At 44.9% G+C, this 16705-nt stretch carries 14 protein-coding genes and 5 pseudogenes; 15 read left to right on the top strand and 4 right to left on the bottom strand.

Annotation, left to right across the window (positions count from 1 at the left end; genetic code table 11):
- Window positions 1–90: 90 nt before the first annotated feature.
- From ACRQQK_RS10880 to ACRQQK_RS10855, 6 genes are all read left to right on the top strand, one after another.
- A complete protein-coding gene (locus ACRQQK_RS10880) occupies window positions 91–1050 on the top strand; it encodes a C-terminal binding protein (protein WP_457511388.1) in 960 nt (319 codons plus the stop codon).
- A gap of 39 nt (window positions 1051–1089) precedes the next feature.
- The gene (locus tag ACRQQK_RS10875; protein WP_457511387.1) at window positions 1090–1746 is read left to right on the top strand and encodes an RraA family protein; all 657 of its coding nucleotides are present in this window, start codon (window positions 1090–1092) and stop codon (window positions 1744–1746) included.
- A 65-nt stretch (window positions 1747–1811) separates the two neighbouring features.
- A complete protein-coding gene (locus ACRQQK_RS10870) occupies window positions 1812–2747 on the top strand; it encodes a sugar kinase (protein ID WP_457511386.1) in 936 nt (311 codons plus the stop codon).
- Complete coding sequence (locus tag ACRQQK_RS10865; protein WP_457511385.1) at window positions 2744–3373, top strand: bifunctional 4-hydroxy-2-oxoglutarate aldolase/2-dehydro-3-deoxy-phosphogluconate aldolase; 630 nt, start codon at window positions 2744–2746, stop codon at window positions 3371–3373. The genes ACRQQK_RS10870 and ACRQQK_RS10865 overlap by 4 nt, the downstream gene beginning before the upstream one ends.
- An 89-nt stretch (window positions 3374–3462) precedes the next feature.
- A complete protein-coding gene (locus tag ACRQQK_RS10860) occupies window positions 3463–4659 on the top strand; it encodes an L-dopachrome tautomerase-related protein (protein ID WP_457511384.1) in 1197 nt (398 codons plus the stop codon).
- Window positions 4660–5017: 358 nt separating this feature from the next.
- Window positions 5018–6757: a methyl-accepting chemotaxis protein gene (locus ACRQQK_RS10855; RefSeq protein ID WP_457511383.1), complete on the top strand. Its 1740-nt coding sequence runs from the start codon at window positions 5018–5020 to the stop codon at window positions 6755–6757.
- Window positions 6758–6972: 215 nt separating this feature from the next.
- Here ACRQQK_RS10855 and ACRQQK_RS10850 read toward each other — a convergent pair.
- The 4 genes and pseudogenes from ACRQQK_RS10850 to ACRQQK_RS10835 form a co-directional block, all read right to left on the bottom strand.
- Window positions 6973–7211: pseudogene (locus tag ACRQQK_RS10850) on the bottom strand (transposase); the annotation flags it as partial.
- A gap of 11 nt (window positions 7212–7222) precedes the next feature.
- A pseudogene (locus tag ACRQQK_RS10845) lies at window positions 7223–7705 on the bottom strand (GTP-binding protein); the annotation flags it as partial.
- Window positions 7706–7735: 30 nt separating this feature from the next.
- The gene (locus ACRQQK_RS10840; RefSeq protein ID WP_457511382.1) at window positions 7736–8560 is read right to left on the bottom strand and encodes a metal ABC transporter permease; all 825 of its coding nucleotides are present in this window, start codon (window positions 8558–8560) and stop codon (window positions 7736–7738) included.
- Entirely contained in the window at window positions 8550–9281 is a 732-nt protein-coding gene (locus ACRQQK_RS10835; RefSeq protein ID WP_457511381.1) for an ATP-binding cassette domain-containing protein, read from the bottom strand. Before ACRQQK_RS10835 ends, ACRQQK_RS10840 begins: the two co-directional genes overlap by 11 nt.
- A 150-nt stretch (window positions 9282–9431) precedes the next feature.
- On the opposite strand from ACRQQK_RS10835, the gene ACRQQK_RS10830 reads away from it, so the two are divergent.
- The 9 genes and pseudogenes from ACRQQK_RS10830 to ACRQQK_RS10790 all read left to right on the top strand — a co-directional run bounded on the left by ACRQQK_RS10830 (window position 9432) and on the right by ACRQQK_RS10790 (window position 16222).
- Window positions 9432–10406: a zinc ABC transporter substrate-binding protein gene (locus tag ACRQQK_RS10830; RefSeq protein WP_457511380.1), complete on the top strand. Its 975-nt coding sequence runs from the start codon at window positions 9432–9434 to the stop codon at window positions 10404–10406.
- 837 nt (window positions 10407–11243) lie between these two features.
- Window positions 11244–12714: pseudogene (ltrA, locus tag ACRQQK_RS10825) on the top strand (group II intron reverse transcriptase/maturase).
- A gap of 344 nt (window positions 12715–13058) precedes the next feature.
- On the top strand, window positions 13059–13532 hold the full coding sequence (gene radC / locus ACRQQK_RS10820; RefSeq protein WP_457511379.1) for a RadC family protein: 474 nt from the start codon (window positions 13059–13061) through the stop codon (window positions 13530–13532).
- The gene (locus ACRQQK_RS10815; RefSeq protein WP_457511378.1) at window positions 13529–13966 is read left to right on the top strand and encodes a DUF2787 domain-containing protein; all 438 of its coding nucleotides are present in this window, start codon (window positions 13529–13531) and stop codon (window positions 13964–13966) included. The genes radC and ACRQQK_RS10815 overlap by 4 nt, the downstream gene beginning before the upstream one ends.
- 50 nt (window positions 13967–14016) lie before the next feature.
- A pseudogene (locus ACRQQK_RS10810) lies at window positions 14017–14460 on the top strand (DUF2787 domain-containing protein).
- A gap of 3 nt (window positions 14461–14463) precedes the next feature.
- Window positions 14464–14640: a hypothetical protein gene (locus tag ACRQQK_RS10805; RefSeq protein ID WP_457511377.1), complete on the top strand. Its 177-nt coding sequence runs from the start codon at window positions 14464–14466 to the stop codon at window positions 14638–14640.
- A 138-nt stretch (window positions 14641–14778) separates the two neighbouring features.
- On the top strand, window positions 14779–15513 hold the full coding sequence (locus tag ACRQQK_RS10800; protein ID WP_457511376.1) for a transcriptional regulator: 735 nt from the start codon (window positions 14779–14781) through the stop codon (window positions 15511–15513).
- A 30-nt stretch (window positions 15514–15543) separates the two neighbouring features.
- Window positions 15544–15912, top strand: coding sequence for a hypothetical protein (locus ACRQQK_RS10795; protein WP_457511375.1), 369 nt, complete (start codon window positions 15544–15546; stop codon window positions 15910–15912).
- A 47-nt stretch (window positions 15913–15959) separates the two neighbouring features.
- Window positions 15960–16222: pseudogene (locus tag ACRQQK_RS10790) on the top strand (hypothetical protein).
- The last annotated feature ends 483 nt before the right edge of the window (window positions 16223–16705 follow it).

Here is a 16705-nt window from a genome sequence, read left to right as displayed (position 1 = left end):
TTATCACAAAAACTAACATGTCAGCTTGTGATTTTAACTTTTGAAAACTTAAATACAATTAAAACTGAAATGTCAGATTTGGGAGAAACCATGAAAAAAGTAGTTGTAATTGAACCTGGATATCTGGACTACAAAGTAGAGGAAAAGGTTCTTAGCGCCCATCAGGCTCGCTTCACTTCACTGCCGATTGGCACTGCAAAAAGTGAGGTCCTAAAAGAAGTAGCTGACGCAGACGCGATTATGGTTCGCGAAGCTATCGTTGATGCTGAAATTCTGGATGCGGCTGAAAAATGTAAAGTTGTTGTTCGCTACGGTGTGGGCGTCGACAACATCGACCTTAATTATGCAAAACAAAAAGGTGTTTACGTAGCAAACGTACCGGATTACGGCTCGGAAGATGTTGCAGAACACGCAGTGTCATTATTAGTAGCGGCGACACGTCGAGTCGTTACTCGTAACAAAGATGTTCATGAAGGTAAGTGGGGTATCGGACAGGCAGAACCTATCCCACGTATGGGTGGCAAGATTCTTGGTGTAGTTGGCTTTGGCCGTATCGCTCGCTGCTTTGTAGAAAAAGCATCAGGCCTAGGCTTTCGCACCACCATGGTATTCGACCCAGCCCTAACCGAAGAGCAAGCAAAAGAAGTTGGTGTACAGAAAGTTGATCTGGAAACGCTAGTTTGCGAATCCGACTTTATCTCTCTGCACGCACCACTTAACGAACACACTCGTCATATGATCAATGGTGAACTAATCAGCAAGATGAAGCCTATGACCGTGCTGATAAACACCAGCCGTGGTGGCCTTGTTGATGAGCAAGCTCTGTATGAAGCACTAAAACAAAACAAAATTCATGCCGCTGGTATCGACGTATTTGAGACAGAGCCAGTACCGCAAGACAACCCTTTATTAACGCTAGCAAACGTGATTTGCACTGATCATACAGCCTGGTTCACAGAAGAGTCAGTTGTGGAGCTTCAGCACAAAGGTGCTGTGGAAGTACTACGCGTATTTGATGGCGAAAAACCAAGCAGCTGGGTTAACCAGTAAGAAACCAAATTATAACTTTATCAAGCGAAGGAAATAACCATGTATAGCAAAGAAATCATCGACGGATACCGTGCAATCTTCTCAACCGCTTCTATTGCAGATGCGTGTGACCTGCTACTGGGCAAAACCATGTATCTGCCTTTTGATATCAAAAACCGTATCAACGACAAGAAAATTGTTGGGCCAGCAGTCACTATTCTCGAAGAAGCGACACTTGAAAAACTGCCACCTCAACATGCTCTCGATGCGATTGATGAGTCAGAAGAAGGAAGTGTGATCGTTATCTCTGGTGATGCTGCGCTAGAAACCGTTGCGGTTTGGGGTGGCTTGATGACCGCAGGTGCTGTTGCGAATAAACACGAAGGCGCGGTTCTTAATGGTGGCATGCGAGACATCGCTGAAATTCGTCGTGACTACGACTTCCCGGTTTACTCAAAAACAATTTCGCCTGGCACGACTCTCGGTCGCTTCAAGACAATAGCGGCAAATAAACCTGTAAAAATTGGTGAAGCACTGATTCGTCCAGGAGATCTGATCATTGGTGATGTAGATGGTGTGGTTTGTGTTCCGCAGGAGCATGTCGAAGTTATTCTTCGCGAGTCACAGTCTATCGACTCGCGTGAACTAGAACAGGCGAAACTGATCATCCAGAGCGGTTCACTGCGTGACGGCTTAGCTAAATACGGCCGTATCTAACTTTTCATAGTGGTAGCCAGCTGGTTCCCCCCTTTCCAGCTGGCTCTTTTGTAAGAGATAAAAGTATGACTATTGATATTCTTTCGTTTGGTGAGCCACTGTTCGAATTCTCTCAACTTCCGGGTCAGACCGAAGCGGTCTCTTACCTGAGTGGTTTTGGTGGCGATACATCTAATTTCTCTGTAAGTGCAGCACGTCAAGGTGCAAATGTTGCAATCCTCGCTCATCTAGGCAACGACGTATTTGGCGATCAGTTTGTAGAACTATGGGAAAAAGAAGGTGTTAAAACCGACTTTGTTGTTCGTAACCCAGATGCCCCTACTGGTGTTTACTTTATTTCCCACGATGAGCGTGGACACCACTTTACGTTTTATCGTAAAGGCTCAGCAGCATCTCTTATTACTCCACAGCAAATTCCACTAAGTGCTATTGCAGAGGCGAAGCTACTCCACACCTCTGCAATTACCCATGCAATTAGCGACTCTTCCAGCGACGCTGTATTTGAAGCGATTGAAATAGCAAAAAGAGAAAACACGATGATCTCTTTTGACACCAACCTTCGCCTTAAGCTTTGGCCGCTTTCAAGAGCAAGAGCAGTGATTCATGAGACAATCCGCCACGTTGACTTTTGCATGCCTAGCCTTGATGAAGCTCAGCTTCTTACTGGCCTTGAAGATGCCAATGACGTTGCTGATTTTTATCTAGGTCTTGGCGCTAAAACGGTAGTTCTGAAAATGGGCAAAGACGGAGCGATGGTAGCTACAGATGATAGACGCTTTACAGCTGGCGGTCATAGCGTCAATACCGTTGATGCCACAGGCGCTGGTGATTGCTTCTCTGGCGCATTCCTGAGTCAGGTAGTAAAGGGCAAGTCTCTGGAACAGGCACTTACTTATGCAAACTGCGCAGCCGCACTAACAACGACTGGTTACGGTGCAGTGGCTCCGATCCCATCAGTAGAGCAAGTACTGGCATTTCAAGCAGAGGTAAAAGCGCAATGAAACAAGCTTTAGATCTACTTGTAAAAACCAGAATTGTACCTGTTATTCAAATAGACAATGTGGAAGACGCAATTCCTCTCGCGAAAACACTAGTTGAAAACGGATTGCCTATTGCTGAAGTTACCCTGCGCTCTCCGGCTGCATTAGAAGCAATACAGGTTATTAGCCGACATTTTCCTGAAATGCTACTCATTGCCGGAACAGTAACAAATCCCGAACAAGCGAATCAGGCCATCGAAGCGGGAGCAACCGTGGTTGTTTCTCCGGGTTTTAACCCTGAAACCGTTCGCCATTGTGTTGCTCGCGGTATCGACATCATTCCGGGTGTGACTACTCCGGGTGAAATGGAGCAGGCAATGAACTTTGGCTTAACTACGCTAAAGTTCTTCCCTGCTGAAGCGAATGGTGGAGTGAAAACCCTCAAAGCCGTTTCTGGCCCATATAGCCAGCTCAGGTTTATGCCAACCGGTGGTATCACTACTTCTAACATCTCCGACTATCTTGCGCTACCCAGTGTGCTCTGCTGTGGAGGTTCATGGATGGTAGACCAAAAGTTGGTAGCGGAACATAAATGGAAAGAGCTCGCGGTATTGATTCGCGAAGCCGTAGATTTAGTTAAAAACTAAACATCTTGTGCTTTTTTGGCGAATCTTCTTCTCGGGTTCGCCATTTTAAAAAAAAATAACGTAATTCTATCAACAACAAGGAAAAAAAGATGAAAGGAAAATCTCTACTCACCCTTACCCTACTTTCAACTTCTGTCATGGCTGCTTCTACATCAACTCCTAAGCTAGAGGTTGTCGCAGAGTGGAACTCACTGTCATATCTGGTAAAAGACAAAGCTATCAAGCAGCGCTGGGAAAATAGCGACCTTTATGGCAAGGCTCTGATGCAGGGAGTAAAAGTAGATAAGCAATCTGAACTCTATGTGACGACAGCCCGCTGGGGTGGTCCGGAAATACCAGCAACCTTATCTCGTCTTAAGAAAGATGGTGATGAATATAAGCTGATTCCTTATCCATCAGAGAAAATGAACGACATCAACAATCCTGAAGGACTGAAAGCTGTTCTAGGTTTTGAAATCGACCGTAATAATGTTATGTGGATCCTTGATCAAGGTCATGTCGCTGGTCAGCCAACAAAACCTGGGGATGAAAAGCTGGTTCTGTGGGATATCAACAAGAACAAAGAGATTCAGCGCTACGAGTTCGCCGATAAAGACAGCAGTAGAAAGTGCTCATTCCTGAACGATGTAGTCGTGGATAACGACACTGGTTTCGCTTACATCACAGACTCAGGCATTTTCTGTCAACCTCTTGATGGAGGCCTGATTGTTTACGATAGCAACACGAACTCAGCAAGACGTGTATTATCCGGAACGAAGTTTACCAACAACGAGAAGAACTTCTTCTTTAACATTAATGGTAAACCAGTTTTATCACAAAACGCGATGCTGACTGGTGCTGATGGTATTGCATTGTCTGGTGATAAAAACACGCTCTTCTGGACAAACCTGACGGGGAACACTCTTTATTCAATCGAAACTGCGATTCTTCGCGATTTCAACCGTTCAGAGGCTGAAATTCAGGCAAGTGTAAGAGTGGTAACGACATTGCCATCTAACACCGACGGTATGACCGCTGACCGTGAAAACAACCTTTATATGACCGGTCTTACTGTCAACGGCATCATGAAGCTTGATGCGAAAACCAGTGATGTTACTCGTCTGGTTTACGATGACAACATGGTGTGGCCAGATACTCTGGCATGGGGACCAGACAACAACATCTATATTTCATCGAACAATCTTCATACTCATGTGGACGGTAAGATGAACTTTAAGGATCCTAAAGTAACCAACTTCAAGATCTGGAAATTGGCTGTGGATCAAAAACCTTATACGGCTAAGTGATCCATAAAAAATAGTTGTTTGATAAACGACACAAAAACGAGTGTAGTCGTTACGCTCGTTTCTTGTCTTTTTACAGAAATTACCAATGAGCTCAAACTAAAGCCAACAATCGTTATGAAACCTACTTCTCCATACAAACTTGCGCTTTAGACGGAGGTTCAACCACACAAGCACTAGCTTAGTGTCCAACCTTGGGGAACACTTCTATCGACACACTTGAACTCATTATTATGTGGGTCCATTCAATATAGTGAAGAGGTTAATAGAGATATTAGAAATCGGTCTCCAATGCTAATTCTGTATAAAGAATGAATATGTAACAAGTCAACACCTTAACTAACCATGAGCGACCGATGATATGAAAAATATACCTTTCAAAGCAAAAATAATAGGGCTCGTTATCGCTATTATCTTCTTGACTATCATTACCTCTTATCTTAGTGCCAACTATTATATCAGCAACTATATCTCAAAAAGCGACTCCCGCTCGATCAGTCGTCAGATAGAATTAGCGCAAGATAATCTGGTGAATATGATCAATGGTAATATTAAGCTTGCAGAATCTACCCAGTTCAGTCTAAATGAAATAAATAAAACCATCGAGAAGACAGGCTTTCACGATGTGGTTAAGGTGGCTTATGGGTTGGCTATTACTAAAGACGGAAGCATCAACGACCTAGCAGTGAGCAAGCCTTATCTGGATGCCGTAAGCAATGCTGCTGGTAGAACCGCCGTAAGCGATGTTTACTTTGAAGACGAGTTGCCCCTGATTGAAATTACCGTCGCCAGCGACGCTAAAAAAGGTAATATTTTCTATCTGGACTTAAGCCAAGTTCAGAAACTGCTTGCAGAGGCAACGGGTGAAGGTGCTTACCTAGAGTTGCTGGATGCCAATCACAGCGTGGTATTTTCCAATAAACAAGAAGGGGACTTAACTCCTATCACTCAGCAGTTTGAAGTTGACGGCAGAAAATGGACTCTCACCGGCTATATCGACAACACATTTATTCAGACCAACACCGATAAACTGAACGGTACCATTACTATCGCACTGCTGATAGCTTCGATGGTGATTATTCCGATCTCAATCTTACTTCTTAATATTACCTTCATGCCTATTGTGGCCCTACGCGAGTTAATCACCGATCTGGCCAACGGTAGCGCTGATTTAACTAATAGACTGAAGGTAAACACCAAAGACGATTTAGGTCAGATGGCAGACGGCATCAACCGCTTTATCGAAAACCTGCATAAAATGATGCTTGATGTATCATATTCAAACAACCAGATAAGTAACGAGATCTCACAACTGGAATTGCAGGCAGATACCATAAAGGATCTAATCAATGCCCACAGCATCGAGATGGAGATGGCGATAACCTCTATCAATGAGATGAGTTTCACGGCTGAAGCAGTAGCAGAAAGTGCAGCAACTACAGCCAGACAAACACAAAATACCAACTCAGAAACACAGCAAAGCAAGGCAATCGTGCAACAAGCCGTAGACAATGTAACTGCTCTGATCGAAGAGGTAGAGCACACATCACTGTCGATTATTCAGATGAGTGAAGATACAGCACAAATCAGTCAAGTACTGGATGTTATTGGGAGCATTGCTGAACAGACTGACCTTCTAGCGCTAAACGCGGCTATTGAGGCGGCCCGGGCTGGCGAGCAAGGCCGTGGTTTTGCGGTGGTTGCCGATGAAGTACGCGCCCTAGCCTCAAGAACTCGCCAGAGTACTGAAGAGATCGGTGCGATGTTAAACAAACTGAAAGAGGGTACTGACTCAGTGGTGACCAGCATGGAGAGAACCAAGTCTAGTTGTTTGCATACTGCTGATACAACCACTCGAGTTATGAGCTCGTTAGATGCGATGGCGTACTCAGTCGCAGAAATTACCGATCTTGCAGGGCAAATAGCAACCTCTGCGGAGGAGCAAAGCTCTGTTACTGAGGAAATAAACCGAAATATGACTGCAATACAGGAGATGATCCATACCTTGAATAACAATGCCGAGGCCACGGTCAACAGTACCTACCAACTAACCAATTCAAACAAGGAGTTAGTCAATATTGTTGGCAAATTCAAGTTATAGAAGCATCCGATACTGGACAGTTTTTACCACTATAATCAATTACGTACGCCGAACCTAACACTCTAGAACAGACATACTTCGGTTCGGTTATTCTTGTAGTAAATGGGCAAGCATAGCTAGTTAAATAAATAGCAAATTTATCAGCTATCCCCCCCCCACACACACACCTAGAAGCACTAAATATATTATTACGACATATATACCCAAAGTAGAGGCTTTCCTCCTGTAGTGAACTGAAATGGTACGAGTCCAATCCATACTGCAAAGTTTTGCCCGTTGGTGAAGTCGTTAACATCGCCTACAGCAGACAAGCAACAGGGCGCAGCCATTGGAAAAGATTTTTCATATTTGCATGATCTCTAGGAAAGCTAACTCCAAATTTTAGTAAAATTGAACAGATCCTATTCATGCATGAAGTCCTTTCTCGAATACATCTAGGCCTGATTCTACGAATAACCACTCCTATTCGCCTAAATGCTCACCGGTCTCTTGAAGAGATTGCGCGGCTTCGTAGTCACGCAAAAAGTTCACTGCATCTACGACTGTCACCATAGTATCTAATGTGGCGACATCAGACAGTGATACGCCATTTTCGTCAGCAAAGGTAAAAGTTTCAGCCACGGGGAGTGGCTCAGAAATACCTGTAGATTCAATAACGAGATTATCGAAGCGGCCTTCTTGGGCCAGTTTGGTCACTTCTATCAGCAGATCTTCACGAAGCGTGCAGCAAATACAGCCATTACTCATTTCCACCAATTTTTCTTCTTTGTGATTAAGCGATACTTCGTTTTTCACCGTCGCGGAATCAATATTGATTTCACTCATATCGTTAACAATCACCGCGACTCTCTTACCTTCGCGATTATTGAGAATATGACTGAGCACAGTCGTTTTTCCTGCCCCAAGAAAGCCGGAAAGTACAGTCACAGTAATTTTTTTCTGACTCATTTTGCTCACTCCAAAGTTGATATAATTATTTTATGTTTCTTGTCGACGCTCTGTGTTTGCTCGCAACTTATGGCGGACGATCCAAATAATGCTCGATAAAATAAATAACCCAGTTGCGATACAAACCATTGTTGGCCCAGTTGGGGTATCTAGAAGATAAGAGACACGTAGACCAATCACACTGGCACTACTGCCAATCAGCGCAGCAAATATCACCATCATTTCAGGCGTTTGACTAAATGGCCGAGCTGTCGCAGCAGGAATGATAAGCATGGCAACAATCAGCAATACGCCCACCACTTTAATAGCCACAGCGACCACAACGGCGAGCGCGATAGTGAGAATCAGTTGCTCTCGTTTTGGTGAAAAACCACTCGCCAATGCCAGATCTTTATTTAGCGTCGATAGAAGAAGCCCAGACCAACGCAATCGAATCAAGCCAATCACTAATACCGTGCCTGTCCAGATAATCAGTAAATCCGTTTTACTCACGGCCAGAATGTCGCCAAACAAGTAGGCCATCAGATCCATTCGAATACCGGAGAGAAAAGAAACAGCCACCAGGCCAAATGCCAGTGCCGAATGCGCCATTACCCCTAACAGCGTATCCATCGCGAACCCTCGACCCGTGAATGAAGAAACCGTGATAGCCATGAGTAACGCAATAAACAATACGCCAGGGAAAATCGGTAGCGAAAAAGAGAGCGACAATGCGACACCCAGCATCGAAGCATGAGCCGTTGCATCACCAAAATAAGCCATCCGGCGCCAAACAATAAAGCATCCTAAAGGCGCCGCGGCCAACGTTACACCAACACCAGCTAACCCTGCACGCCAAAGAAAATCATCCAACATGTAATGACCCTCTGCGAGAGTTGGATGTGACGTTCTGATGTCGGTAGACGCCAAGGACATCATCGTCGTCTAGGCCAAAAAGTGCTTTGTATTCTGGAGATTGGCTCACTGTTTCCGGAACTCCTTCACAACATACTCGACCGTTTAAACAGATAACTCTGTCGGTTCGTTTCATCACCACATGCAGATCATGGCTGACCATAATGACAGCGCAGCCGCTTTCCTGACGAATGGCATCGATTTGTTGATAAAAAGCCACAGTTCCCCGTTGATCGAGCCCTTGAGTCGCTTCATCAAGCAGCAATAGTGCTGGTTCTTCTAACAATGCACGAGCCAGTAAAACTCGTTGCAATTGTCCTCCTGATAAGGACATCAGTTGTTGTTTCTCCAAGCTTTCGACACCAGCCCGCCCTAACGCTTCCTTTATCGCCTTTTTTGAATGACGTAGCGGTAGTGTTAAAAATCGATTCACCGTCATAGGCAAAGTTTCATCAATGTGAAGTCTTTGTGGTACATAACCTATCTTCAAGTTGTCAGCACGCATCACTTGACCACTCGTTGGAAGCACCGACCCAATTAAGGTTTTTAATAACGTTGATTTCCCAGAACCATTAGGCCCAACAATCGTTACGACTTCGCCCTGATTCACCGACATATTGACACTATCCAAAATCAGGTGTTGCCCAAACCTGACAGACAACGCTTGTGAAGAAATCAACATCTACTTTCTCTCAATAGGATTACGACTAGCTGCGCGATAAATTCTCAAACAGCAAAGTATAGGTTTCTCAAATCAATAGATATGTTATAACATAACAATCAAGGTTTTCAATATGTACCATGTTTGATTAAAAATAATCAGGAGAACATCATGCTCAAACAAGCCTTATCTGGCATTGTCATCGCTTTAGCAACTGCCTCTCAGACTTATGCTCAAGTCCCGAAAGTGGCCGTAGACATCGCACCGTTGCATTCTTTAGTTACACAAGTCATGGATGGTGTTGGTGAACCCGACTTGCTCATTCGTCCCGAAGCATCACCTCATGACTATCATCTACGCCCGTCAGAAGCTAAAGCTCTTTCACAGGCAGAAGTCGTGTTTTGGATTGGAGAAGGGCTAACACCTTGGTTAGAAAAACCACTTTCAAGCCTAGCAAGTTCAGCTACTAAGGTTGAAATGATGGAAATCGAAGAAACGACACTATATAGCTTCCGAGAAGGTGCAACATTCGAAGCACATGTACATAGTGAAGAGGGACACGACGAACACCATGAACATGAAGAACATGAACATGATCATGACGCACATCATGATCCCCATCATCATGGTGACCATGACCCACACGTCTGGCTGGATCCTAAAAATGCTGAGGTTTGGGTAGAAGCCATAGCCGGCGCATTATCTAACGTTGATGCTGAACATGCGCATGTTTATAAAGACAATGCAAAAGCAACTATCATTCGTTTACACCAATTGAATGATGAGATTAAAAAACAGGCCCAGTCACTTAACGGTATCAAGTTCATTGTATTTCACGATGCTTACCAATATTTTGAGCAGCGATTCCAACTGCTAGCATCTGGTGCGATTTCTATTTCTGATGCATCAAAGCCAAGTCCGGCACGCATCTCAGAAATTCGCCAAACAGTGAAAGATTTAGGTGTTACATGCGTGTTTACCGAACCTCAATTTAACCCTGAATTGATTAACACTGTGTTTGAGAAATCTACAGTAACCACAATAGGCACAATGGATCCTATTGGTGCGAACATCGCCCCAGGTAAAGATCAATACCGATCTTTACTGATGGCGATGATAAGCAGCCTCAAGCAATGTCATCGTTGATAGAGCATTCGGAATTCTTTGATACCGCATTATTTTCAACGATATCAATCTCTTCTACTCGAAACAATTACCACCTTCAGGAGAAGGTGGTTTACCCCTCTTACGAGAGCTATTTGTTGAGCACAGAAACTGTTCACTTTATCAGTGTATTCGAGGGCAGTGAGCTGCACCAGCAGGGCTGGTCACTCCAATTGGATAAGTATGAGTAGGGTAAACTCAGATTAACAAAATATAAATGAGTAAAAGCTCTAACGCATAAAGGGGCGTGCGACGTGAGGTCGTATGAAGCGCTGTTCACCGCTTAATGTGTGAACCATCTGTATCACCAGATGAACCTAGGACTCTGAATAAAGTAGCGAGTCTGACAATGTAACGAAGGCTGGTCATGCACCAGTCGGGATCTAAATCGCGAGAGAACGATCCTCCTGATAACCACAATCGGGTGAGTGCTAGGTAGTCAGCATGATGAACATAAGTGAATCCGCATAAGGTGCGTTATATGATGAATCAGCGGAAGTGGTTAATACGCTGTGGCCAAAAGGCATGAGAGTCGGAAAGAGATTGCCCCGTGCTCTTTCGTGATCGTTGAACTCTCCGCACTATAGCGGGCATCTACACTGACATTGCGCGACATACGGAACACGGTAAGCCTGTATCACTCCCTCTGGGAAAGCCTTCGTGGCCGATAGTGATGCAGGTATAGGAGGTTGGAAAAAGCGAAGGCTGCATTGTAACGATGCAGATACAGATTCATATCTGATCACGAAAGTGGGCTGACTTCCGACTGGTCTTCCGTTGCAAGAGAATTTGAAGAACTTTATTCAAGGAGAAACGCAAATGATGATTTCAAAAGAGATTAGTGCCTCTCCTGACAGTGCTCAATGGCAATCCACCAATTGGAAAGACGTTGAATCTCATGTTTTAAAGCTTCAGATGCGTATTGCAAAGGCAACACGAGAAGGTAAACACAGCAAAGCGAAAGCGTTGCAGTGGATACTGACTCACTCGCGATCAGCAAAACTTCTTGCTGTTAAGCGGGTATCTCAAAATAAAGGCAGTAAAACGCCTGGAATTGATGGCGTTATCTGGAATACAGATACGCGCCGCATGAAAGCAGTCAATCAATTGAGCAGAAAAGCTTATCAAGCCAAACCGCTCAAGCGTATCTACATACCCAAGAAAAATGGCAAGCTCAGACCACTGGGTATCCCCTGCATGGCCGATAGAGCGCAGCAAGCGCTTCATCTTCTTGCTCTGGAGCCTGTATCAGAAACACTTGCCGACCCTAACAGCTATGGATTTAGACCAAACCGCAGCACTGCCGATGCAGTCGCACAGTGCTAAGTGTCTGGCATTAAAGAAATCAGCTCAATGGGTTCTTGAGGGAGACATCAAAGCCTGTTTCGACGAGATCGGACATCAATGGCTTATGGACAACATTGCCGTAGATAAACGTATGTTGGAACAATGGCTAAAGTCTGGTTTTATAGACAAAGGGTTGTTCTATCGCACTGACGAGGGAACACCACAAGGTGGGGTCATATCTCCGACCTTGATGCTTATGACTCTTGCAGGGCTTGAGCAACGCATAAAGTCTACTGCACTAAAAAAGGGAGCTAGAGCCAACTTTATTGGATACGCCGACGATTTCGTCGTCACCTGTGCTTCAAAGGAAGTGCTGGAGAACGATATTAAACCGTTGATTGCTGATTTCTTAGCAGAAAGAGGCTTAACACTCTCCGAAGAGAAAACGCACATTACCCATATCAGCCGTGGTTTTGACTTCCTAGGTTTTAATCATAGGAAGTACAAAGGAAAACTGCTCATTAAACCGAGTAAATCCAACACTTTGATGCTCTTGAGTAACTTGCGCGAACTCATCAAAAAGCACGCAACCATCCCTGTTAACGATTTAATCAAGTTGATAAATCCGAAACTCAGGGGCTGGTCGAATTACTATCGGCACTGCGTGGCTAAACAGGTATTCGGATATGTAGGTCACAAGCTATTCCATACGTTATGGCATTGGGCTAAAAGACGTCATCCAACAAAATCCAGAACTTGGATCGCGCTTAAATACTTCATCAACCGTCAAGGTCAATGGCAATTTCACGGTTGGCAGAAGATCATGGATATGGATTGTCAGTTCAATCTGTTTCAAATAGCCAAGGTGCCAATAGAGAGACATGTGAAAATCAGGAGTGCCGCTACACCTTTTGACCCTCAATACCAAGAATACTTGGCAAAGAGAAAGTCAAAGAGGCAATGTCGTAACTCTTGGCATGAGCCTGCTCTCACTGCTTTATAAGTTGCTGGGTGCCAATCGGTGCCTTCGTGAAGGCTTGAGCCTAGTGCGGTGAAAGTTGCACGCTGGGTTCTTAAAGGGACGACACTTGGTAACAGGTGTCGTCTACTCGACACAAATTATTTAGAGTAACCACTCAATAAACTTGTGTTCACCAAGCGATTCTCACCTGCCCTCTCTCATTCTAACGCCATCAGCTTTCTCTCACTTAAACTAACAAGCCACACGCTCTCATTAGGAGTTATCATCTCCTTCCTTTGCCCACCATAGCCCTTCACCCAACCCAAAATATTCAGGTATATGTCATCACAATGAATCCCCATCATTGAATCCGACAGGAGCCCGAAATGAATCCCAAAACTTCCGATTACCAAAAGCAGCAACGCTATCAGGAAAATGAAATCCTAGAGCATGCCGCAGAGATACTGGCTACGCGCTACGTGCGCGGTGATGCCCTAACCAATCCTGATGCCACTAAAGAGTATGTGCGCTGCAAGTTAGGCAGCAATGAGCTTGAAGTGTTTGCCTTATTACTACTGGATAACCAAAACCGTCTGATTGAATTTAAAGAGCTGTTTCATGGAACAGTGGATGCGGCCAGTGTCTATCCACGTGAAGTGGTGAAAGCGGTGTTGGAAGTCAATGCCTCAGCGGTGATATTTGCGCACAACCATCCATCAGGAGACTCAACACCGTCTCAAGCCGATAGACGCATAACCGAAAGACTCAAAGACGCTTTAGCGCTGGTGGACGTTCGCGTACTTGACCATATCGTTACAGGCGATACCTGCACCTCGTTTGCTGAAAGGGGATGGTTATGATTGAACAACATTATGGCGATCTGTGCATTGATGATGCGTTACATGCGTTACTAGAAGCACTTATTAATCGGTATACTCTCCCAGAGAACGCCGAGAGACTCGTGCTGAACTGCCGCCAAATGAGTTACTACCGACATAGACAAGGTTTGCATCCGATTGAGGTACAGCTTAAACGAGAGTCAGCCTCAAGCCCTTGGCTGGTGGTGTTTTTTGCCAGCTTCTCTTATCCCGATGACAACAGCACAACTGTTGAGCCTGAGTTGTACTTTCACCTTGCTAATCGCTGGTGCTATCAACCCGATGCGGGGAGCACGGATTTATCCCACCCAGAGGTACAAGAGCTGCTCTCGGTATGGATGAAAGCCTTTGCTCGTCACCAATCTCGAAACGTCTTTGATGACGTGCAACTGACAATGGTCGGTACGTTCAACTAAATCCTAATCTCTCATTTCTTATTTGAATCCTGAAACAAGGAGGACTCACTATGTCCAAATTAACCTTCACAACATCCACACTACCTGTATCGAAGAAACTGCATAAGCTGCTAAGTGAGCAATTCACCGCTCATTTGCTGAGTAATGACACACTGACCACCAGCCGTTATCTGGTGTTTAACTTTCGCGATAAAAGTTACAGCGCGGATGAAGGCGGCTTCCATCCGGTTGAGATGGCGATTTGCCAAAACTCGACAGGGGAATGGAGCATTGAGTACATCACCGACTTTGCTTATATGGGGAATTACTATCCAGAGCTAGAGCGCAACTTGGATTTTGATTTTCGGGTCGGACAATTCTTTGTGGCCTATCGTGGATAGCTGCCAATGCAAGGTAGCCGTGATACCAAAGAGCTGTATCGCCTATGGGAGAATAACTTTCTGGCCTATGTCGATATGGACGCTTATAACGAGATAGCCGTCACCCCGCAATAGCTCATGACTTCCCTTCTTCTACAAATCATCAAACTTGTCACTGCCCTCATCACGTTGTTTGCACTTTCTCCGTTCTTCGGTGCCATTGGTGCCCTATCCACTTTAGGGTTTCTGGTGGTGCTGTTGATTGGGTTATTGGTAGCGATTGCCGAGCTCAGTGATAAGCACAAACCCCGTTAATGTTAATCGGCTCACGCTTTAGTTATACCGATTGATGCTGTTTTCACCGTTGGACATTATGTGTCTGACCCACCTCTATTCTCCCGACATTAAATGTCCGACTCCGGTGTGGAGCTTTGATGTATTGAGAGCGTAGTCATGAGCAATAAAACCAGCATCGAAGGGTTATCCGCTTTGCTGCACACGCTGATGCTTATTCCTCAACATCGATGGATTACCGTTACGGAGTTGCAGCAGCAGTTAGCCCTACTCGATATCCACCGCACCACGCGCAGCATTAAACGCTACCTCGATGAAGTCATTGTGGGGGTGTTTAACGTGGAGTGTGATTCGATGAGCATGCCCCATGTTTATCGCAAAACTTCAGAGCAATTACTGAAGCTCAACAAGCAGGAAATGCTCTATTGGCAACTGACTAACAAGTACTTACTGCCGCTGGTTCCTGATGCACTGAATTATGGGCAAGGGTCCTCCTCGGAGAGAGACAAACCCTTACCACGCAAGGCTTCAGAACATTCAAAAGAGCAAGAATGGTTAGCAAAAGTACATGTGGCATTGCCCACTATTCGCGAGTGGAGTGACGAGCAACGGAACGTGTTGAATGCGGTACACACGGCATTACTGCACAACCGTATGCTCAAGATATCTAGCCAAGTATTGCAGCAAGAGAAGGCGCTCATTGAGCCACTGGGACTCTCGGTTCAGTGTGACGCGCTCTTGCTGCTCTTTCGTTTAACCGGTCAAAACAAGATACGCACCCTAGCTTTGCCTTTGATTGATGAGGCCAGTGTATCGACGTTTTCTTTTACCTATCCGACTGATTTCAATCTTGAGCGGTTCATGCGTGAACACGATGGAATCAGTGCGTTCTGAATTTTACTCACCGATGAGGAGAGCACCGTTATGACATTAATCAACACCCTACTCCGATACGCCGCTATGACCATCCTGTTTATCGGGCTCACCGCTTGTGGCGACCAAGAAGAGACCCAAGTAGCAACGGCAGATATTGAAGTGTCGATATCCACCAATTCTCACTGGGGAACACTGGTCTTTGACCTGCAAGCTATCGCCGACAACACCGTAATTAGCAATGTGGTGATTAACCGTGGCAACTGCCGATTACCCGCAGGAACATCCTCAGAGCTATCAAGAAACGTTTCATTGAAGTTCGGCCAAACCTACACCGGATACAGCAACAACTGCACCGTGGACAACGTGAAAGAAATCGAAGTCACCTCCAGTGCGGGCACCTTTGTCTACACCTTCTAACGTCCAATTCCCATATAACACACTCAACCAACTCGTAAGGAGCAACTATGAACAAGTCAACTCTACTCATCGCTACAGCGTTAGTTTTCTCTACTTCTTTGCTGGTGGAACACTGGGCGGCAACCCATCCGCAGATTCGGGAGCCGTCAATGTTAGTGTTGGCAAGTACACTCAATACGAAATAGATGTGAAAGCGGCAAAAGAGTCTAGGAAAGATGTATCGACCATCGCCGTTCCTAAAGGCTGTGAAACCATCAACGTGTTATCTGGACAAGTGTTGATAATTCAGATGCTGGATAATCAAATATAGTGAAGTAGGTTATTTATACAAATTGAGTTATGCTTAATACCGTGAGGGAGGTGACGTGACTAGTGCTCACCACTCACTTTTGCGTCACTGACCTCACGTGCTCAATTTTTTACAATACCTTAGCAAGCTGAATCTTAGGCCATAATCATTCTGTTTAGTCTCTGAGTTAAAGGGCTACAATCGCAACAAACGGGCCTCATGATAAGCAAGATAAGTCGATCTATCTATTATTCTAGGTTTAAAACGGCCCATCACAAATCACCACAAGATAACCAGCCTTAACAAGTTCTTCCTAATAATGCGGTATATGAAGTCAACCATTAGAGCAACTCAATTTCAGGCATAGGTCTCTCTTACCAACAATTAACCTTTACTTATTTATAGTTCATGTTTGTGTAGTGGTTTAATGATCCCGGACACCAAGTTAGGTGGTAAAGTCTCCACTGTAAATAAGGTGTTCAATGACAAAACGACAACGACGTA

It is taken from the genome of Vibrio sp. C8, from assembly GCF_054051265.1.
Note: the sequence above shows the minus strand (reverse complement) of the source record. Positions and strands in the feature narration are given on the sequence as shown.